This is a genomic window from Micromonospora antibiotica (genome assembly GCF_017599305.1).
GTDB classification, from domain to species: domain Bacteria; phylum Actinomycetota; class Actinomycetes; order Mycobacteriales; family Micromonosporaceae; genus Micromonospora; species Micromonospora antibiotica.
The window spans coordinates 55,416-75,208 of the sequence record NZ_JAGFWR010000020.1 but is presented as its reverse complement, the minus strand read 5'-3'; the positions used below and the strand labels follow the sequence as shown (position 1 = coordinate 75,208).

The 19,793-nt window shown below is 74.5% G+C and carries 15 protein-coding genes; 11 read left to right on the top strand and 4 right to left on the bottom strand.

Annotation, left to right across the window (positions count from 1 at the left end):
- The first annotated feature begins 66 nt into the window (after positions 1-66).
- From JQN83_RS25250 to JQN83_RS25225, 6 genes are all read left to right on the top strand, one after another.
- Positions 67-1,155 (top strand): hypothetical protein, encoded by a 1,089-nt coding sequence (locus tag JQN83_RS25250; RefSeq protein ID WP_208569646.1) that lies wholly within the window; start codon positions 67-69, stop codon positions 1,153-1,155.
- Positions 1,152-2,648, top strand: coding sequence for a hypothetical protein (locus JQN83_RS25245; protein ID WP_208569645.1), 1,497 nt, complete (start codon positions 1,152-1,154; stop codon positions 2,646-2,648). Before JQN83_RS25250 ends, JQN83_RS25245 begins: the two co-directional genes overlap by 4 nt.
- Positions 2,649-2,764: 116 nt before the next feature.
- Positions 2,765-5,029, top strand: a complete 2,265-nt coding sequence (locus tag JQN83_RS25240) for a putative bifunctional diguanylate cyclase/phosphodiesterase (RefSeq protein WP_307799696.1) — start codon at positions 2,765-2,767, stop codon at positions 5,027-5,029.
- Positions 5,030-5,272: 243 nt separating this feature from the next.
- The gene (locus JQN83_RS25235; protein ID WP_208569643.1) at positions 5,273-6,031 is read left to right on the top strand and encodes a MerR family transcriptional regulator; all 759 of its coding nucleotides are present in this window, start codon (positions 5,273-5,275) and stop codon (positions 6,029-6,031) included.
- A gap of 62 nt (positions 6,032-6,093) precedes the next feature.
- Positions 6,094-6,378, top strand: a complete 285-nt coding sequence (locus JQN83_RS25230; protein ID WP_208569642.1) for a putative quinol monooxygenase — start codon at positions 6,094-6,096, stop codon at positions 6,376-6,378.
- Positions 6,379-6,637: 259 nt separating this feature from the next.
- Entirely contained in the window at positions 6,638-7,417 is a 780-nt protein-coding gene (locus tag JQN83_RS25225) for a hypothetical protein (RefSeq protein ID WP_208569641.1), read from the top strand.
- Between the two features lie 104 nt (positions 7,418-7,521).
- Here the strand turns inward: JQN83_RS25225 and JQN83_RS25220 are convergent, their stop codons facing one another.
- Together JQN83_RS25220 and JQN83_RS25215 are read right to left on the bottom strand one after the other, a co-directional pair.
- Positions 7,522-9,078 (bottom strand): GntT/GntP/DsdX family permease, encoded by a 1,557-nt coding sequence (locus JQN83_RS25220; RefSeq protein ID WP_208569640.1) that lies wholly within the window; start codon positions 9,076-9,078, stop codon positions 7,522-7,524.
- Positions 9,079-9,126: 48 nt separating this feature from the next.
- Positions 9,127-10,680 carry a gluconokinase gene (locus tag JQN83_RS25215; RefSeq protein ID WP_307799694.1) on the bottom strand — a complete coding sequence of 518 codons (1,554 nt, stop codon included), beginning with the start codon at positions 10,678-10,680 and terminating at the stop codon, positions 9,127-9,129.
- 239 nt (positions 10,681-10,919) lie between these two features.
- Here JQN83_RS25215 and JQN83_RS25210 point away from each other — a divergent pair, with 239 nt between their 5' ends.
- Entirely contained in the window at positions 10,920-12,011 is a 1,092-nt protein-coding gene (locus JQN83_RS25210; protein ID WP_208569639.1) for a hypothetical protein, read from the top strand.
- Between the two features lie 109 nt (positions 12,012-12,120).
- A complete protein-coding gene (yidD, locus tag JQN83_RS25205; protein ID WP_208569638.1) occupies positions 12,121-12,498 on the top strand; it encodes a membrane protein insertion efficiency factor YidD in 378 nt (125 codons plus the stop codon).
- A gap of 58 nt (positions 12,499-12,556) precedes the next feature.
- Here yidD and JQN83_RS25200 read toward each other — a convergent pair whose 3' ends face one another.
- Positions 12,557-12,775: a hypothetical protein gene (locus tag JQN83_RS25200; protein WP_244253162.1), complete on the bottom strand. Its 219-nt coding sequence runs from the start codon at positions 12,773-12,775 to the stop codon at positions 12,557-12,559.
- Between the two features lie 145 nt (positions 12,776-12,920).
- Between JQN83_RS25200 and JQN83_RS25195 the strand changes: the two genes are divergently transcribed.
- Complete coding sequence (locus JQN83_RS25195) at positions 12,921-13,646, top strand: TetR/AcrR family transcriptional regulator (protein WP_307799690.1); 726 nt, start codon at positions 12,921-12,923, stop codon at positions 13,644-13,646.
- A gap of 95 nt (positions 13,647-13,741) precedes the next feature.
- The gene (locus JQN83_RS25190; RefSeq protein ID WP_208569636.1) at positions 13,742-14,905 is read left to right on the top strand and encodes a phosphotransferase family protein; all 1,164 of its coding nucleotides are present in this window, start codon (positions 13,742-13,744) and stop codon (positions 14,903-14,905) included.
- Between the two features lie 45 nt (positions 14,906-14,950).
- Here the strand turns inward: JQN83_RS25190 and JQN83_RS25185 are convergent, their stop codons facing one another.
- A complete protein-coding gene (locus JQN83_RS25185) occupies positions 14,951-15,319 on the bottom strand; it encodes a VOC family protein (protein WP_208569635.1) in 369 nt (122 codons plus the stop codon).
- Positions 15,320-15,478: 159 nt separating this feature from the next.
- Between JQN83_RS25185 and JQN83_RS25180 the strand changes: the two genes are divergently transcribed.
- The gene (locus tag JQN83_RS25180; protein ID WP_208569634.1) at positions 15,479-19,783 is read left to right on the top strand and encodes a PDDEXK-like endonuclease domain-containing protein; all 4,305 of its coding nucleotides are present in this window, start codon (positions 15,479-15,481) and stop codon (positions 19,781-19,783) included.
- Positions 19,784-19,793 lie beyond the last annotated feature (10 nt).

Below are 19,793 nucleotides of genomic sequence, written 5' to 3'. Positions count from 1 at the left end.
CGCCCGCGCCACCCCGCACCGTCGGCTGTCGGCCGGGGTCGGTCGGGGCCGCTATCGTGGCCTGTCGTGACGAGCACCGCACGACGCCTGGCCGCGATCCGGGGCGACGCGCCCCCGAAACGCCACAACGCCCGGACGATCGCCGCGCTCACCGGCAACCCCGGCTGCGCCCGGCGGGCCGTGCTGGACGGGGCCGGGGTGGACAAGTCGGCGCTCGCGCAGCGGGTCGGCTTCCCCGCCCGGTTCGGCCAGTCCCGGTTCGCCATCACCCGCGGCAACGCGTTCGAGGCGCAGGTCAAGGCGGACGGCGGGGCGGAGCTGCTGCGGCTGGTCGCGACGCGGTTGGGCGTACCGGTGCCGCAGCGGGCGAGCTGGACGGACCTGGGTGGCGCGGACGACCTGCCGGACCGGCGGGAACGGTCCCGGGCCGCGTTGACCGCCACCGGGCCGGACGCGGCGCTGTTCGACCATCCGCTGCTCGGCCTGGACGTCGCGGGTCAGCGGGTGCACCTGGAGCCGGACCTGGTCGCCGCCCGGCTCGGTGGCCGGTTCCACGTCGTGGAGATCAAGTCGTTCCCGGTGATCGACGGCCAGGCCGACCCGGCGAAGGTGTCCGCCGCCGCCGTCCAGTCGGCCGTCTACGTGCTGGCGCTGCGGGAGCTGCTCGCCGCCGAGGGGCGGGACCCGGAGTCGGTGTCGCACGAGGTGGTGCTGGTCTGCCCACGTGACTTCGCCAACCAACCGGTGGCCAGCCTGATCGACGTGCGTAAGCAACTGCTGGTGCTGCGTCGCCAGCTGGACCGGATGGCCCGGCTGGACGACCTGCTCACCGCCGTACCGGCCGGCTTCACCGCCGATCCGGCCGCCGAGCCGGCGACGCTGACCGCCGCGCTGCGTACCGTGCCGGCCCGTTACGCGCCGGACTGCCTGGCCGGCTGCGAGCTGGCGTACTTCTGCCGGGACGAGGCGCGCGGGCAGACCGGCGCGCTGGGTCGGCCGGTGCGGGAGGCGCTCGGCGGGATCGCCGAGGTGACCGAGGTACTGGCCCTGGCGACCGGCGAGCGGGCCGCCGACCCGGAGCGGGAGGAGGCCGCCGCGCTGCTGCGGGCCGCCGCCCGGTTGCGCGCCGACGCCCTCGCCGGCCACCACGCATGAGTACGCTGCGCGCGCTGGCCCGGGCGCAGGCCGTCGCCGCCGGGGTGGCCCAGCCGGTCGCCACGGTCCGGCACCTGCACGTGGCGCAGCGCCCACTGGTGCTGGTGCCGCTGGCGATGGCCGGTGAGGCGCATGCCCCGCTCGCCGCGTTGGTCGGCACCGCCCCCGACGACGCCCGGTTGCTGATCGTGCCGCAGCCCCGCAACCGGGACCAGCGGTTCCGTTTCGTCACCGAGCTGGCCGGGATCGTGCTGCCCTGGCTGGACGACTTCCGGGGCGTGGCGGAGGCGGTGGCCGTGGACCGGGGACGTGACGTCCGCTACCGCTACTCCGACGCCCCGCAGCTGTGGGTGCCGAACCCGGCCGGGATCACCTTCCTGCGGCTGCTCGGCCGGTCCACCCGGTTCCGCCGGCCGGACGGCGACTATCCGGTGCACCCGGCGGTGCCGCTGCTCGGCCGCTGGCTGACCTTCTTCGCCGAACGGGCCGAGCAGCCCGGCTCGTCGGCGCTGCTGGCGATGACCGACGCGCTCACCCTGCACTGGGCGACCGGGCAGAGCGCGGTGGAGGACCTGCACCTGCCGGCGCTGCTCGGCTGGATCGACCCGCCGGCCGGCTCGACCGGGGTCGAGGTCGCCGCCCGGGCCGAGGACCCGGCGGTGTGCCCGCCGGCCGGGCCGGCCACCGACCCGGAGTTCGACAACGCGGCGCTCGCCCCGGCGATGGCTTCGTGGGCGGCGGCCGACGACGACCCGGCCGCGCGCGACGAGGCGTACGCGGAGCTGGTGGGGTTGCTGCGCGGGCAGCTCGCGCCCACCTGGGAGCTGATGTGGCGTGGCCTGGGGTTGCTCGGCGCGCTGCCACCGGGGGCCCGGGTGGCCGGGCGGTGGGCCGGTGACCGGGACGCCTTCACATCGTATGCCGAGCATCTCGACGCCGACGGCGGGCCGCAGCCCCGACACGACGGCGCGGTCGCGGCGGCGGTCCGGCTGCACCGGCTGGAACGCGCCGCGACCAGCTACGCCGTGCAGCGCGCCTACGACGACCCGTTGGTGATGGCCGAGCACCGGCTGACCGGGGAGGCGTTCGTCGGTGACGTGACGCTGGCCGACCCGGCGCGGGTGGACGACAGCGGCAAACGACCGGTGCTGCGGCCGAGGATCCAGGTGGTGACCACCGAAGCGGTCCGGGTGCCGGTCGGGGCGACCCTGTGGTCGACGGCGCGGCCGGGGCAGAAGGCGAAGGTGGTCTTCGTGACCCCGGCGGCGGACGGCCGGACCGAGGTGGTGCTGGAGTTGTCGGGCGGGATGGGCCGGGGGCTGACCGCGCCGCCGGGCACCGTGCCGCAGGTGGGGGAGCGGCTCTGCCTGACCACCCTGTCGGAGGCGTTCCTGCCGGCCGGCGCGTTTCCGACGGCGGACGAGACACCGTGGACGCACGGCGGGCCACCGCTCACCGACCCCTCGTCCGGGCTGTCCTCAGTGGTCGGATAACCGACCCGGTGAGTGTGGCGGCTACCCGCCCGGCTGGCTAGGCTTCGATGGTTCGCCGTCCGTGGCCCGTCCGCACGGTCGAGGTGCGCGTTGGAGAGAGAGCCGGAGCGATCACCGTGCTACCCCAGGACGCCGTCTCCGGCGCCCCGACCCGACCGCTGGCCCTTCCCCGGGTGGGTGCGATCGTCGCCGCGGTGGTCGTCGTGCTGGAGCTGGGCTGGCTGCTCGCCGCGCTGCCCGGGGCGGCCCTGGCCAGCGACGTGACCGCCACGGCACTGGCGAGCTGGGCAAGTTACGCCTGCACCCGGACGATTCGTCGGCACCCCGCCCCGCTGCGCCGGTTCTGGGCGCTGCTCGCCCTCACCATGGGCCTGGCGGCCGCCGGTCGGCTGCTGTGGACGGTGGACCGGTTGCGTGCCGACGAGTTGCCGCACACCCCGCTGATCGGGGCGGTCTTCACCGCCGGCATCGTCACCGGCACGGCCGCATTGCTGGCCGCGCTGACCGCACCACGCAGCGTGGTCGGCCGGGCCCGCACGGTGCTGGACGGGGTGATCGTCGGACTGGCCCTGATCCCGATCGGCTGGGTGGTGGTGTTCCGCGACATCGCCGCCGCCGACCTCGACGATCCCCTGCGGACCCTCGGCCTGCTCTACCCGATGATCGACCTGATGCAGCTGACCATCCTGGTGGCGGTCGCCGGCTCGGCCCGCCCGGTGTGGCCGCCGTTGACCCTGATCGGGGCGAGCCTGGTCACCCGGGCCGGCGCGGACGCCGTCTACGTCTCGCTGGTCGCGCACGGCACCTACGCCCCGGGGCACCCGATCGACGTCTGCTGGCCGCTGAGCTACCTGCTGATCGGCATCGCCACCACCCGACCACCGCCGCCGACCTGCGACGGCGCCGAGGAGATCGGCGAGTCCCCGCTCCCGTCGTGGTGGCGGGTGGCGCTGCCCTACCTGCCGGTCGGCGGGGCGATCATCGCGGTGGTGCTGGCCCGCCGACCCACCGGGCAGACCCCGCCCCTGGTCTTCGTCGGCATGATGACGCTGCTCGGGGTGCTCGCCCTGCGGCAGGGGCTGGCGGCCAACGAGAACCTGCGGCTGGTGGCCCGGCTGCGTCGGCTCGCCTACGCCGACCAGCTCACCGGCCTGCCCAACCGGCTGATGTTCAACCGTCGGCTGCGCCAGGCCCTGCGCGAGGGGCCGCCGGTGGCCGTCCTGCTCCTCGACCTGGACGGCTTCAAGCAGGTCAACGACCGGTTCGGGCACGCCACCGGCGACACCCTGCTGTCCAGCATCGCGGTCCGGATGCGGGCGGCCGTCGGTGGCGACGGAACCATCGCCCGGCTCGGTGGCGACGAGTTCGCGGTGCTGGTCGCCGGTGACCGCCCGGTCGCCCCGGAACGGCTCGCCGAACGGCTCCTCGCCGCCCTGGAGCCGTCCGTCGGCGAGGAGGACGTCGGGGTGCACCCGTCGGCCAGCATCGGCATCGCCGAGTTCGGCCCGCAGCACGCCTCCCACACCGACCTGCTGCGCGACGCCGACATCGCCATGTACGCGGCGAAGGCCGCCGGGAAGTCCGCGTACCGCACCTGCACGCCCGCGCTGCGGGAGTCGGCGGTCAGCCGGGCCGAGCTGATCGCCGACCTGCGACGCGCCGTCGACGAGCGGCAACTGCACCTGGAGTACCAGCCGATCGTCGACCTGGCCACCGGCGTGGTCCGCAGCGCGGAGGCGCTGGTCCGCTGGCGGCACCCCCGGCTCGGCCTGCTCGCCCCGGCGGCGTTCCTGCCGCTGGCGGAGGAGACCGGGTTGATCGTGCCGATCGACCGGTGGGTGATCCACGAGGCGTGCCGGGCCGCCGCGACCTGGCGGGCCCTGGTGCCCGAGGCGACCGTGGCGGTCAACATCGCCGCCGCGCACCTGCGCCGCCCCGACCTGATCGCCACCGTCACCGCGGCCACCGCCACCGCCGGCCTGGCGCCCCGCGCGCTCACCCTGGAGCTGACCGAGTCGGCGCTGATCGACGGCAGCGAGGCGGTGCTGGAGCGGCTCGCCCAGCTCCGGGAGTTGGGCATCCGGATCGCCATCGACGACTTCGGCACCGGTTACTCGTCGCTGAGCTACCTGCACCGCATCCCGGCCACCGACCTCAAGATCGACCGGTCGTTCGTGGCCCGGCTGGACACCGACGCGCGGGCGTACGCCACGGTCGAGATGGTCACCCGGTTGGCCGGGGCCTTCGACATGGAGGTGGTGGCCGAGGGGGTGGAGACCGAGGGGCAGCACGCGGCGGTCACGGCGATCGGCTGTGTCCACGGCCAGGGCTACCGGTACGGCCGCCCGGGCCGGTTGGCCGCCCTGCACACCCCACGCTGACCCACCCGGCCTTCCGCCCTCCCCGGCCCGCCCCTTCCGGACCGCCCGTTGCGGCGCGATGCTGCCGGCCTGCCCTTTCCGCCTGCACTTTCCGGCCCGGCGCTTCCGGCCTGCCCGTTCCGGCCCGGCGCTTTGTGGTGCGGTGCGGTGGCGCGGGCCCACGGGTCGGGGACGCGGCGCAGAATCGGGCTTGACCCTCACGTCGCGGCAGGCCGGAACCTTGGTGTCGGAAAGGAGGAGACCATGGCGTACACGGTGGGTCAGGTGGCGAAGGCGGCCCGGGTGACGGTCCGGACGCTGCATCATTACGACGAGATCGGGTTGCTCTCGCCGAGCGGCCGGACGGCGGCCGGCTACCGCCGCTACGACGACGCGGACCTGGAGCGGTTGCAGCACGTCCGCTTCTACCGGGAGCTGGGGTTTCCGCTGGAGGAGATCGCGGCGATCCTCGACGACCCGACCGCCGACCCGGCGGCGCACCTGCGCCGGCAGCACGACCTGCTGACCGGGCGGATCGGGAAACTCCAGGAGATGGTCGCGGCGATCGAGATCGCGATGGAGGCGAGACGGATGGAACTCAAACTGACCCCGGAGGAACGGTTCGAGGTCTTCGGTGACGTCGACCCGGAGGAGCACGCCGAGGAGGCCCGGGAGCGCTGGGGCGACACCGAGGCGTACCGGGTGTCGACCCAGCGGGCGGCGAACTACTCGAAGGAGGACTGGCTGCGCCTCAAGGCGGCGCAGGAGGAGTGGGGCGGGCGGATCGTGGCGGCGCTGACCGCCGGGACGCCTGCCGACTCGGCGGAGGCGATGGCGCTGGCCGAGGAACACCGGCAGCTCATCGTCGGATGGTTCTACGACTGCTCGTACGAGGTGCACACCGGGCTGGCCGACATGTACCTGGCCGATCCCCGGTTCACCGCCCACTACGAGGCGATCGTGCCGGGGCTGACGGAGTACCTGGCGGAGGCGATCCACGCCAACGCGATCAGCCGGGCCTGAACGGTGCCGCCCGCGGTGGGCGAGGATGGGGGTTCGTCCCGCCCACCCACCGGAGGTCGTCCGTGTTCATCGTCGCCGGAAGTCTCTACGTCGAACCCGCCGAGCGGGACACCTACCTGGCCTCCTGCATGGAGGTGGTCCGGCAGGCCCGCTCGGCGCCCGGCTGCGTCGACTTCGCCATCGGCGCCGACCTGGTCGAGCCGGGCCGGATCAACGTCTACGAACGCTGGGAGTCCGACGACGAGCTGCTGGCGTTCCGGGGGTCCGGCCCGGAGCAGGAGCAGGTCGCGACGATCCGTGGCGCGGAGGTGCACCGCTACCGCATCTCCGCCGTCGAGGCCCCCTGACCGACCCCGGCCTGTCGTTTCTGCCGGGGCACACCCGGTTCCGGTGGCCCCCGGTGCCCCGGCGGTGGTCGCGGCGTCCAGTCGCCGGACCGGTCGGAGGGTCCGGGTGTACGCGGGTCGGACCCGTCATCGCCCGGGCCGGACCGGTGCGGTCGGGGGTGGCCGGTCGGCGGCCGGGTGCCGGGCTAGGCTGGCGCGACCGCTCTGTCACCAGCGTCGATCGGCTCGGCCGGCGGGCGCGTCACCCGGGGAGACCGCCGTGAAGCACCCGAAGTTGGCCGTCGCCATGGCCGCCCTCGTCGCGCTGGTGACAGTGGCCGGCTGCACCTCGGACGACGGCGGCACGGGACCGGCACCGACCGCCGGGTCGGCCACGACCGGACCGGCCCCGACCGAGCCGGCCGCCGTACTGGCCACCGCCGCGCAGCGGGTCGACCAGCAGTCCTACCGGCTGACCCTGGGCGACGGCGCGGGCGGCGGGGACACCACCACCCTGGTCTGGGACCCGAAGGGCCGGCGTGGACTGGAGACGACGACGCTGGCCGTGGCGAACGGCAAGGTGGTCATCGAACGGCTCGCCACCGGCACCGACGTCTACGTGAAGGTGACCGCCCCGGACCGGCGGGTGCCGGTCTGGGACGGGCGTACCTGGTGGCACCTGGGCACCGCCGAGGCCGCTGCCGCGAAGCGGACCGGGCTGGACAACACCCGGCTGGCCAGCACCCTCGGCACGGCCACCGGGGTACGCGCCACCGGCGAACGGGCCTACGCCGGCACGCTGGACCTGCGGCGCAGCACCGAGGTGCTCGGCGACGGGGTGGGTGGGGTGCTCGGCGAGCGGGCCGCCACGGTGCCGTTCACCGCGACGGTGGACGCGCAGGGGCGGCTGGTCCGCTACCGGATCGAGCTGGCCGGCGAGCCGGGCAAGACCTCGGCGCTCGACCTGACGTACGCGGACTTCGGCCTGCCCGTGTCGGCGGAGAAGCCGGCGGCGGGCCTGATCGGCGAGGACCCGCCCAGCAACATCCCCGGCGCCTGACCCGCCCCGCAACGACCCGGGCGCCTGACCCGCCCCGCAACGACCCCGGCGCCTGACCCGCACCGTCGCCGGGGTCTGACCCGTCTCGTCGCCGGGTCGGGGTGTCACAGGAGCAGGTCGAGCAGGAGCACACCGGCGAAGCCGACCACCGAGATGATCGTCTCCAGCACCGACCAGCTCTTGATGGTCTGCCCCACGGTCAGCCCGAAGTACTCCTTGACCAGCCAGAAGCCGGCGTCGTTGACGTGCGAGAAGAACAGTGACCCGCAGCCCACGGCCAGCGCCAGCAGCGCCACCTCCGGCCGGTCCAGGGTGGCCGCCAGCGGGGCGACGATGCCGGCGGCGGTGATCGTGGCGACCGTCGCGGAGCCGGTGGCGACCCGGATGCCGACGGCGACCAGCCAGCCCAGCAGCAGCGGGGAGAGGTTGGCGTCCTTGGCCGCGTCGGCGACCAGGTCGCCCACCCCGGCGTCCACCAGCACCTGCTTGAAGCCGCCACCGGCGGCGACGATCAGCAGGATGCCGGCGATCGGCGGCAGCGAGCCGCCGAGCACCGAGGAGACCTGGCTGCGGCTGAAGCCGGCCTGGTAGCCGAGGGTGAACATGGCGACGATCACCCCGGCCAGCAGCGCCACGATCGGGGTGCCGACGATGTCGAGGGCCTGTCGGGCGAAGGTCCCCTCGGTCAGGGCCAGCTCGCCGACGGCGCGCAGCAGCATCAGCACCACCGGCAGCAGCACGGTGAGCACCGCCGGCCAGAACCTCGGGGCACGCCGGGCGGTCTCGGTGCCGCTGTCGTCGACCGGGGCGCCCGGCCGGCCGGTGCCCGGGTTGACCAGGTCGTCGTCGGTGAGCAGGTCGTCGTCGCCGGCCGGTCCCCGCCCGGCGTCCCGGCCGGCCGACTTCCGGTCGGGGCGGGCGTCGGGGCTGCCGGGCCCGCGCCGGCCACCGCCGGAGGTGGCCGGTTGCCGGGTGGGCAGCAGCGCGGCCGGGGCGGTGGCCGGCACGTACCGGGCGATGAAGTTGCCGAACACCGGGCCGGCGACGATCACGGTGGGGATGGCGATGATCAGGCCCAGCCCGAGGGTGAGCCCCAGGTCGGCGTTGAGGGAGGAGATCGCCACCAGCGGGCCGGGGTGCGGCGGGACGAGGCCGTGCAGCACCGACAGGCCGGCCAGCGCCGGAATGCCGATCTTCATCAGCGGTACGTCGGTCCGCAGCGAGACCAGCAGCACGATCGGCACCAGCAGCACCACGCCGACCTCGAAGAACAGCGGCAGGCCGATCAGCGCGGCGACCCCGGCCATGGCCCAGGGCAGGGCGGTGCCGGAGACCCGCCCGACGACCCGGTTGACGATGCCGTCGGCCCCACCGGACTCGGCGAGCAGCCCACCGATCATCGCGCCGAGCGCGATCAACAGCCCCACCCCGCCGACGGTGGAGCCGACCCCGGCGCTGAACGACTCGATCATCGTGTCGGGGGCCATGGTGGCGGCCACGCCCAGCACCGCGGCGCCGAGGATCAGCGCCAGGAAGGGGTGCACCTTGCCCCAGGCGATGAGCAGCACCACCGCGGCGATGCCCAGCAGGGCGGCCACGACGAGCTGGGCGTCACCGGCGTTGGTGGCCGGTTCCGCCGGTGCGGCGAGGAGAGTGAGCACGGTAATCACGACCTTCGGACGGTGTCCGACCCGGTGCGGTGCGGGCGGTCACATGGGTGCGGGGGTGGGCGGTGGCTCCGCCGGCAGGCTGGGGGCCAGCCGGCGCAGCGACGCGAAGGTGGGCACCAGCGCGTCGTACAGCTCGGAGTGCAGGGGGAGCAGGGCGGCGTAGGTGGCGGCGGAGGCCGGCTCGGGGCGTACCGTCTCGTCGATGCGGACCAGGTCGGCGGCGACGTCGATGGAGTCGATCAGGCCGAGCGCCTGCATGCCGAGCAGCGCCGCGCCGAAGCTGGAGCCCTCGTGGCCGGCGGGGAACCGCACCGGCATGCCGAGCGCGTCGGCGAGCATCTGCCGCCACAGTGGACTGCGGGCGAAGCCGCCGCTGGCCCGCACCTCGCGGACCTCGTTGCCGGCGGCCCGGACCGACGCCAGGACCAGGGCGAGCTGCTGGCACACCCCCTCCAACGCGGCCCGGACGAGATGCTCGCGGCGGTGCCCGTGGGTCAGCCCGACGTACGCCCCGCGCGGCAGCGCGCTCCAGTGCGGGGCCCGCTCGCTGAGCAGGTACGGCAGCATGATCAGCCCACCGGAGCCGACCGGGGCGGTGGCGGCCAGCGCCAGCAGCTCCTCCTCACCGTGCTCGCCGAACTCGGGGGCGAGCGCGTCGCCGGCCCACTGGAGCACGATCCCGCCGTTGTTGATCGCCCCGCCGACGACCCACCGGTCCTCCGTGAGCGCATAGCAGAACACCCCACCGAGCGGGTCGACGGCGGGGCGTTCGACGGCCACCCGCATCGCCCCGGAGGTGCCGATGGAGCAGGCGACGACGCCGGGGCGTACCGCGCCGAGACCCAGGTTGGCCAGCGGGCCGTCACCCGCGCCGACGACGAGCGGGGTGTCGGCGGGCAGGCCGGTGGCGATGGCGGCGCGGGCGGTCAGCCCCGGCAGCACGGTGGTGGTGGGGACGAGGCGGGGGAGCTGCTCCTCGGTGATCTGGGCGATCCGCAGCGCCTGCGCGTCCCAGGCGAGTTGGTGGATGTCCATCAGGCCGGTGGCCGAGGCGACCGAGTGGTCGGTGACCAGCGTGTCGGTCAGCCGCAGCAGCACGTAGTCCTTGATGCCGACCCAGTGGGCGACCCGTGCGTGCAGCGTCGGCTCCTGCTCGGCGTACCAGAGGAGTTTCGGCAGCGGGGCCATCGGGTGCACGGGGGTGCCGGTGCGCCGGTGCAGGGCGAGACCCCAGGGGGCGGCACGCAGCCGTTCGGCCTGACCGCTGGCCCGGGAGTCGGCCCAGGTCACCGACGGGGTGAGCGGTACGCCGTCCGGGTCGAGGCCGATCAGGCTGTGCATGGCGGTGCTGAACGACAGGCCGGCGATGCCGGTGCCCAGCTCGGTGACGACGGTGCGGATGGTCTCCACCACCGCGTCGAAGATGAGCTGGGGGTCCTGCTCGGCATAGCCGGGGTGCGGCTCGTCGAGGGGGTAGCCGACGGAGTGGCTGGCGAGCTGGTGGCCGTCGGTGTCGTACCCGACGGTCTTGGTGCTGGTGGTGCCGATGTCGACGCCGAGCACCACGCGGCGGCGCTGGTCCGGGCCGGTCACGGGTCCCCCTTGGCGTCGGCGGTGCGGGCGGTGCGGCCCGGCTGCGGCTGACGTTACCCACGCCGGCAGCACCCCGCACGGCGTCGGACCGGAAGGTGAGGCATCGTGCGGTGCGCCGCCCGGCGGGAAATCCATCCCCCGATCGGGTGGTAAATCGGCAATGCCGGGTCCGTCGGGCTTGTCCCTGCCGTTGAGCCGGGTGAACACCGGTTGGTGGCTCGCACGGCGGAGGGATCGGCGTGGCGATGACTGATTCGACGGGTTCCACCTGGCGCTACACCTGGGCTCGCCAGCAGAACGAACGACGGCGGCGGGTCTTCCGCACCGCCGAGCGGGCCTGGCGTCGCCGTGACGACGAGCTGCGTCGGCTGCGGGCCCTCGCCGTCGGCCTGCGGGGCAGCGCGGCGGCCGGGGGTGGCCTGCCGCTGGCGTTGAGCCCCGGTGAGTCGGTGCTCTGGACGACGCCCGGCGTGCAGCTGGTCGAGCTGCGGCACACCACCGTGCTGCCCGCCCCCGACCTGGTCGTCGAGGCGGATCCGGGGCGGCTGCGCCACCGGTTGCCCGACGGGGTCCGGGTCACCGACGCCGGCATCGCGGTGGTCACCAACCGTCGGTTGGTCCTGGTCGGCGGGCGCGGCCGGCGCGACTGGGCGTACGGCAGGATGACCGGGTTGCTGCACGATCCGGCGGCCCCGGTGAGCCTGATCCAGGTCCTGGACCGGCGGCAGACCTCGGGTCTGCTGCTGCCGGCGGGTGTGGCGACCGAGTTCCGGTTCGTGCTGACCCTGGCCTTCGCCGACGCCATCGAGCAGCGGCCCGCCGTCCTCGCCCAGCTCGACGAGCTGATCGCCGCCCATGCCGAGGCCACGCCGTTCCGGCCGGAGATCGCCACTCCCGCGCAGGCCCGGATCAGCGCCCGGATCCCCGGTGGTCGGCGGACCGTCGCGGTGGCCGCCGCGCTGACCCTGGTGGTGCCAGCGGTGCTGGTCGAGTCGGACCCGCCGGCTTCCCCGGAGGTGGCGGCGGCGGCCACCGCCGCGCCCGGCCCCGTCCCGGCGCGGACCCGACCCCCGTCGCCGGTCCCGTCCCCGTCGGTGGTGCGGGAGCGACGCTGCGGGGCACCGGCCAACCCGATGGGGTACGACTACTGCGGCGGCGAGCGGGTGCGTAAGCCCGACCACCGGGTCTGCGACTGGTTCGACTGCGTGCCGCAGTTCTGGGCCGGGCGGGGTTACCTGGTGTCGTGCCGCGACGGCGCGGTCAGCCTGACCGGCGGCCAGCCGAAGCCCTGCGCCGGCCACGACGGGGTACGCCGCACCGTCCACCACTGATCCACCGGAGCTCCTCGCGGGTTGGGGCGAAGTAGCGGTGTCAGGCCCGGGCCGATACCGCTGCTCCGGCCCATCGGCCCGACAGTGGGACTGGCGCGGCCGTCGCATCATGTACGGCGTGATCCATTTCAAGCGTAAGCAGCGCAAGAAGAAGCGCGACTGGTGCGATGCCGACTGCGACGGCTGCGACAGCCTGCCCTGCTGCGACTTCGGCCTGTTCTCCCTGCTGCTCACCCTCGGCGCGACCACGGCCCGGGTGAGCCGGGCACCGGTGGTCGACCGGGCGGGCCGGGCGGCGATCCTCGGTTACCGGCGGTGGTTGTCGCACCGCTGGCCGGGCCAGTGCCGCTACACCCCGACGTGCAGCTCCTACGGCCTGACCGCCGTCGAACGGCACGGCCTGGCCGTCGGTGGCCGGATGGCGGCGGACCGGCTGCGCCGCTGCCGGCCGGGCGTCCCGCGCGGCACCCACGACCCGGTCCGCTGACCGTCCGGTGGCCCCGCCGCCGACGGGCACCGGCTGCTGCTGACCAGCCCGGCCCGCCTCACGCCGTCACGTCGCGGTAGACCTCGACGTCGTAGATGAGCCGGACGGGTTCGCCGTTGGTGGTGCCCACGAAGACCGTTTCGCCGGCAGGGGTGCGCCCGCGCCGCCACACCTCGGCGCGGGCGGCATCCCGGGATTCGCGATGGACCTTCCCGGTCCGGTGCAGCTCCACCACCCGGCGGGCGGTCTGCCGGTCGCTGTCCAGCTGTATCCGCATCAGCGGCACGGGGTGCCACCGTCCCTCCTGGCATCGCCACTGCCCGCCGAGGGGTCCGGCGGGTCCGGCTCAGGCAGTTCCTCTAACGCTGAACAGTTAACTTAACGACGTTAATTCAACTGAGCACTGTACTAGGCTGCTGCGGGTGGACGCGACTGAATTGGGTGGGGCTTCCGCCGAGCGGCACGGCGGCCGGTCCGATGCCAGGGCCGGCGCGGTCTGGCTGCGCGCGGAGCCGACCCGCAACCGCCGGGCCACCCCGCTGACCCGGGAACGGATCGTGACGGCGGCCGTCGCCCTGCTCGACCGGCACGGCATCGACGGGCTGACGATGCGCCGGTTGGCGGAACACCTGACGGTCACCCCGACCGCCCTCTACTGGCACGTCACGACGAAGGAGGACGTCCTCGACCTGGCCGTCGACCATATCTTCGGCGAGGTGCCGCTGCCGGCAGCCGGCTCCGACTGGCGGGACGACGTACACCTGCTGACCTCGGGATGGCGGGCGGCCATGCTCCGCCACCCCTGGGCGCCCGGCCTGATCGGCCGGCCGATGCTCGGCCCGCACGTCCTCGCCCGCACGGAGTTCCTCCAGTCGGCGCTGGTCCGCGCCGGCTTCACCGGCCTCGACCTGGCCGTCGTCACCCGACTGGTGGCCAACTACGTGATCGGCGCCGCGCTGACCGAAGCCACCTGGCACCAGACCGGCGACCCGGAGGTACGTGCCGAGGCCCGCCGGCACCTCGTGGCGAACGCCGCCAGCTACCCCACCCTCACCGCCTCCGGGCACCTCGACGATCGACAGTGGAGCGACGACGACCTCTTCCGCCGGGGCCTCGACGTCATCCTCGCCACCCGACCGGGCAGCTGACCGCAGCCTCCCGGCCGTCGGACGGACCACCGGCGGCCTACGGACCGGCGGTATTCGGCTCGCCTGTCGCGTGGACCGCCGCTACCGTCCGGGGCATGTCCCGCACCATCCGACTCGTCCTGGTCGACCCCGCCGGCCGCCTCCTCGGCGCACTGCCCGACTTCGACGTGCCGGTGCCCTGGTGGCATGACACGACGGCGGTCGTCGCGGGGGCCCGCGCCGCGTACGGCGTCGAGGTGACGGTGCTGCGGCTGCTCGCCGGGCAGCGCGGGCGGCCACCCGGGGGCCACGTCAGTTACCTGGCCGAGGTGGCCGGCCCGGTGCGCGTACCGCTGCTGCCGGCGGAGGCGGTGCAGCCGGCGGCGCATCCGCTGCGCGCGCCCTACGCGCAGCCGGGCGGGCCGGCGGTGAGCCTGGCCTGGGCCGCCGCGCAGCTCGACCGGCTGGGTCGGCCGGCGACCGTGTCGGCCCAGGAGCGCACCTGGAACCTGTCGGCGGTATGGCGACTCGACGGGCCGCACGGCACCGCCTGGCTCAAACAGGTGCCGGTGTTCTTCCGGCACGAGGCGGCGGTGCTGCGGCTGCTCGCCGACGACCCGGCCACCCCGACGCTGCTCGCCGCCGACGACGAGGGGCGGATGCTGCTCGACCACGTGCCGGGGGAGGACCGCTACGGCGCCGACCCCGCCGAACGCGCCGCGATCGCCGTCGACCATCACGCCCTCCAGGTGCGCACGGTGCCCACCGTCGACGGGCTCGTCGCCGCCGGCGTGCCGGACCTGCGTGGTGCCGCCCTGGCCCGGTGGCTGCGCGCGAAGCTCGCCCCGCACCCCGCCGCCGACCCGCTCGTCGCCGGGCTGCAGGGGCGGCTCGACGAGGTGGCCCGGTGCGGGCTGCCCGACACCCTCGTGCACGGTGACCTGCACCCCGGCAACGTCCGCGCCGACGGGTCGCGGTACACCATCATCGACTGGGGCGACGCGTTCGTCGGTCACCCCGCCTTCGACATCCTGCGGCTGACCGAGCAGCTGCCCGCCGGGCCGGCCGCCGCCCTGGTGGCCGACTGGTGCGCACGCTGGCGGGCCGACGTGCCCGGCTGCCGGCCGGAACGGGCGGTGGCGCTGCTGCGGCCGGTGGCCTGGCTGCGGATGGCGGCGGTGTACGCGATGTTCCTCGCCGGCATCGAGCCGAGCGAGCGGATCTATCACGACCGGGACGTGCCGGAGAACCTCGCGCTGGCGGCGGCCGAGCCGGGCTGACCGGCAGCGCGTCGGGCCCGGTAGCCGTGGGTCGGGGGTGGACCGTCACTCCGGCCGGTGGCAGACCGCCTCGACGTTGTTGCCGTCCGGGTCGCGGACGAACGCGCCGAAGTAGGTCGGGTGGTATTCCGGCCAGACCTTCGGGGCGTGCAGCACCTCGGCGCCGGCCGCCACCGCCGCGTCGTGGAACGCCCGGACGGCGGCCCGGTCGGCGGCGGTGAAGGCGATGTGCGCCTCGTGGGCCGGGCCGGACGTCGTGGTCGGACTGAGCCAGAAGTCGGGCCGCTCGACGCCGTAGCCGACCACGTCGCCGTACTCCAACAGCCGCCGGGCGCCCAGCGGGGCGAGGACGGCGTCGTAGAAGGCGAGGCTGGCGGGGATGTCGCGGGCCTGGATGCCCAGGTGGTCGAGCACGATGGTCTCCCTCGGGTGTGGTTGCCGGCCCAGGCTAGAACGGACCTCCGACAACGGACCACCGACACGGTCGCGGTCAGGAATGCCGACCGGAGGTCCCGTCCGGGAGGAATTCGCCGGTAGGGTGCCGGGGACCGCCACAGCCAGCAAAGGTGCCGCATGCTCCCCCGCGCCACGTCCGACACTGAACCGCCCGCGCTGATCCTGGAGCGCACCACCGCGCTGGTCGACTACCTGATGGCGGTCCGCGCCCAGCTGGAGAAACCGGTCCGGACGGTGCCCACGGCGGACGCGCTCTGGCAGCACGACCTGCCCGAGCACCCCGACTGCCAGGTGGGCGTCTCGGCCGACGGGGTGAGCTGGCTCCAGGTCGGCCTGCCGGCGGCACCCCGGCGACTGAAGACCCCCGTCGAGTTCGTCGCGCACCTCGCCGACACCCCGCCCTACCCGGCCGAGCCGAGATTGACCGGCGACGAGGAGACGGTCGCACGGCTGCGACCCCGCTTCGAGCAGTGGCGGGAGCAGGACTGGCGGCCCTGGGCCGAGCAGGCCGCCCGCACCGACCGGGTACGCCAACTGCACCGCGCCCTGTTCGACCTGATGCACCGGGTCGACATGACCGCCGCCAGTCACGAACTCGTCTGGGGCCACGGCGTCATCCGCGTCGAGGTCGCCGGTCACCCGGTGCGGTACCCGCTGGTGGTGACCCCGGTCGCCGTCGAGTTCGACGCGGACCGGTCGGTCGTGCGGGTCGTACCGCAGGGGCCGGCCCGGTTGCAGACCGACCCGCTGACCGGCCTCGACGAGCGTTACCTGCGGCAGCTGCTGGCCCTGGCCGGCGTCGGCGGGCAACTCGACCTCGACGTCTGGGCGGACCTCGACCGGCGGGAGTTCTTCGAGCGGGCGCTGCGCCGCCTCGGCCACGACCCGGTGCTGCGCGACGCCGACGCCCCCGCCCCCACCGGCGCGTACGTACACGACACCGGGGTGCTGTTCGTCCGGCCCCGGCAGCGGATGCTGCGCCGCTTCCTGGAGGAGCTGCGGGCCCGGCTGCTGGCCGGCGACACCACCGGCATCGGCGCGCTGGCCGCCATCCTCGCCCACGAGCCGAGCCGGCTGGAGATGCCGCAGGACCAGCCGCAACGGTGGCAGCCGCTGGGGGAGCGGCTGCTCATGCCGCTGCCCACCAACGAGGCGCAGGAGTCCATCGCCCGCCGGCTGGCCCAGCACCGCAACGTCGCCGTGCAGGGGCCGCCCGGCACCGGCAAGACGCACACCATCCGCAACCTGATCTGCCACCTGATGGCACACGGCAAGCGGGTGCTGGTCGTCGCGCAGAAGGAGGACCCGCTGCGGGTGCTGCGCGACGGCCTGCCGGCCGAGATCCAACCGCTCTGCCTGGCGGTGCTCGGCCGCTCCGCCGACCAGCTGGTGCAGCTCCAACTCGCCGCCCGGGAACTCTCCGACCGGGGCGCCACCCTGGACCGTCGCGCCGAGCAGCAGCGGGTCGACCGGCTGCGCCGGCAACTGGAGGAGGCCGAACGGGACCTCGGGCTCGCCCTGGCCGGCCTGCGCGCGTTGGCCGAACACGAGTCCGCCCGCTACGAGATCGACGGCATCCGGCTGTCCCCCGGCGACGTCGGGGTGTGGCTGCGCGAACGGGCCGACCGGTACGGCGACATCCCCGACCCGCTCACCCCGGACCTGGACGCCCCGCTGACCGGCGAGGAGTTCAGTGAACTGCTCGACATCGCCCGGCGTACCCGGCGACCCGACCGGGCGCAGGCGCTGCGTCAGCTGCCGACGGCGGCCGACCTGCCGGCCGCCGAGGCGATCCGGGCGGACCGCCACGAGCTGGCCGCGACCCGACGCGAACTGGACCGGCTCGCCGACGCCGGGATGTTCGTCGCCGAGGTGCGCGCCGTCGGGCAGCCCGCCATGGAGCAGCTCGGCGGGCAACTGCGGGAGGCGCTGACCCTGCTCACCGAGCGGGAGGGGGCGTGGACCGACCGGCTCGGCACCCTGTTGCAGGCCGACGCCAACTGGCGCATCCGGTGGGAGGACCACGTCGCCGCCAGCCAGCAGGCGCTCGCCGACCTGGCCACCGCCGCCCGGGTCATCGCCGGGCACGAGGTCACCGTCGCCGAGGTCCACCTGACCGAGCCGCGCCGGTTGCTGGCCCTGCTCGACGAGCTGCGGCAGCGGTTCGCCACCGGCAAGGGCGTCAGCAGGCTCTTCCAGGGCACCCTGGCCCGGATCGCCACCGAATGCCGGATCGACGGCGAGATGCTGCGTAGCGCCGACGACGTCGACATCGTCGTCGCGTACGTCACCCGGCGTCGGCTGCGGCAGGCGCTGGCCACCCGGTGGGCGGAGTGGCGGGCGTCGCTCGGGCTGCCCGCCGAGGTCGGCGACGAGCCGGAATACTGGACCGGCCAGCTGCTCACCGCCGCCGCTACCGCGCTGGACTGGGACCGGCGGCGCTGGCCGGCCCTGCTGGGCGCCGTCCGCCGGGTGCTGCCGCGCACCGAGCACACCATCGACGTACGCCGGCTGACCGCGCTGATCACCCTGCTCGGCCGGGCCACGGCGGTGTTCGCCCACGACGAGCTGGTGGCCGAGGAACACCGGCTCGACGCGTTGCTGCAACACGGCATGTCCGGCGTCGACGCCAGCGACCTGTGGCGGCTGCTCGACCACAGCTTCCAGGGCGACGTCGACGGCTGGGACGCCCTGCTCGACGAGGTGCGCCGGCTCGCCGCCCTGCGCCCCGGGGCGCAACGCCTCGCCCAGCTCACCGACCGGCTGCGACCCGTGGCCCCCGACTGGGCCGCCCAGATCGAGGACGGCACCGCCGTCGCCCTGCACGGCACCGGCGCGGACTGCCTCGACCGGTGGCGGTGGCGGCGGGCGCAGACCTGGTTCGACCAGGTCGTCGGCAGCGTCGACCCGGTGGCCCTGGGCCGGCGCGTCGACCGCACCCGGGAACGCATCCGCCAGCTCACCAGGGAACTCGTGGTCGCCTCCGCCTGGTTGGAGGTGTCGTTGGCGTTGGACGACCGGCGGCGGGCCGCCCTCGCCGACTGGACCACCGCGCTGCGCAAGATCGGAAAGGGGACCGGGAAGAACGCCGCCCAGTGGCAGGCCCACGCCCAGAAGGCGATGACCGCCGCCGTGGACGCCGTGCCGGTGTGGGTGATGTCCGTCGACCGGGCCATCGAACAGTTCGCCGGCGGCGCGCGCTTCGACGTCGTCATCGTCGACGAGGCGTCCCAGGCCGACCTGTTCGCGCTGCCGATCCTCAGCCTGGCCGAACGGGCCGTCGTGGTCGGCGACGACCAGCAGATCGGGCCGCAGCTCTCCTTCGTCGGCAGCGTCACCGGCCTGATCAACTCACACCTGGTCGACGTGCCGTCGGCCGAGCACTTCGACCCGGAGAGCAGCCTCTACGACCACGCCGTCCGCCGCTCACCCGAGCGGATCCTGCTCACCGAACACTTCCGGTCCGTGCCGGCGATCATCGGCTTCTCCAGCGACACCTACTACGGCGGCGAGATCGAACCGCTGCGCACCGACCGGCCCGCCGGCATCGGCGACCCCGTCGTCACCGTGCACGTGCCCGAGGGCGTCCGCCAGGACCTGCCCACGTACGGCAACGTCAACGTCGCCGAGGCCGAAGCCCTCGTCGCTCGGGTCGCCACGATCGTCGCCGACCCGGCGTACGCGGGCCGCAGCATCGGCGTGGTCAGCCTGCTCAGCACCAGCGGGCAGGCCCTCTACCTGCTGGCCCGGCTGCGGGAGGAGATCGGCGAGGAGGAGATGGAACGCCGCCGGCTGCGCGTCGGCGACCCGTACACCTTCCAGGGCGACGAACGCGACGTGGTGCTGGTGTCGACGGTGGTCTCCCCGCACCACGGGCCGGTCGCCGCGTTCACCAAACGCGACCACCACCGGCGGGTCAACGTCGCCGCCTCCCGGGCCCGCGACCAGCTCTGGGTGTTCCACTCCGTGCAACCCGACGACCTGCGCCCCGACGACGCCCGGGGTCTGCTGCTGCGCTACTGCCAGAACGTCACCACCGCCGAGGAGGCGTACGACAACCTGGAACAGCGCTGCGACAGCGACTTCGAACGCGAGGTGCTGCGACGCATGCTGCGCCGGGGGCTGCGGCCGTTGCCGCAGTTCCGGGTCGGCTCGTACCGGATCGACTTCGTGCTGCCCGCGCCGGACGGGCGGCGGCTCGCCATCGAGTGCGACGGGGACGCCTACCACGGGCCGGAACAGTGGGAGAGCGACATGCGCCGGCAGGCGGTGCTGGAACGGGTCGGCAACTGCGTCTTCGTACGCATCCGGGGGAGCGTGTTCAGCCGGGACCCGGACGCGGCGTTGGCGCCGCTGTGGCAGCGCATCGAGGAGTTGGGCATCGGGGGGAGCCGGGCTGGGGAATCCGCTACGTCCGGCTAACTGTCGGAAT

Coding starts and splice junctions, on each gene's coding strand:
- JQN83_RS25245 (WP_208569645.1), top strand. CDS start 1,152: ATGAGTACGCTGCGCGCGCTGGCCCGGGCGCAGGCCGTCGCCGCCGGG.
- JQN83_RS25235 (WP_208569643.1), top strand. CDS start 5,273: ATGGCGTACACGGTGGGTCAGGTGGCGAAGGCGGCCCGGGTGACGGTC.
- yidD (WP_208569638.1), top strand. CDS start 12,121: ATGTACGGCGTGATCCATTTCAAGCGTAAGCAGCGCAAGAAGAAGCGC.
- JQN83_RS25200 (WP_244253162.1), bottom strand. CDS start 12,775: ATGCGGATACAGCTGGACAGCGACCGGCAGACCGCCCGCCGGGTGGTG.
- JQN83_RS25190 (WP_208569636.1), top strand. CDS start 13,742: ATGTCCCGCACCATCCGACTCGTCCTGGTCGACCCCGCCGGCCGCCTC.
- JQN83_RS25180 (WP_208569634.1), top strand. CDS start 15,479: ATGCTCCCCCGCGCCACGTCCGACACTGAACCGCCCGCGCTGATCCTG.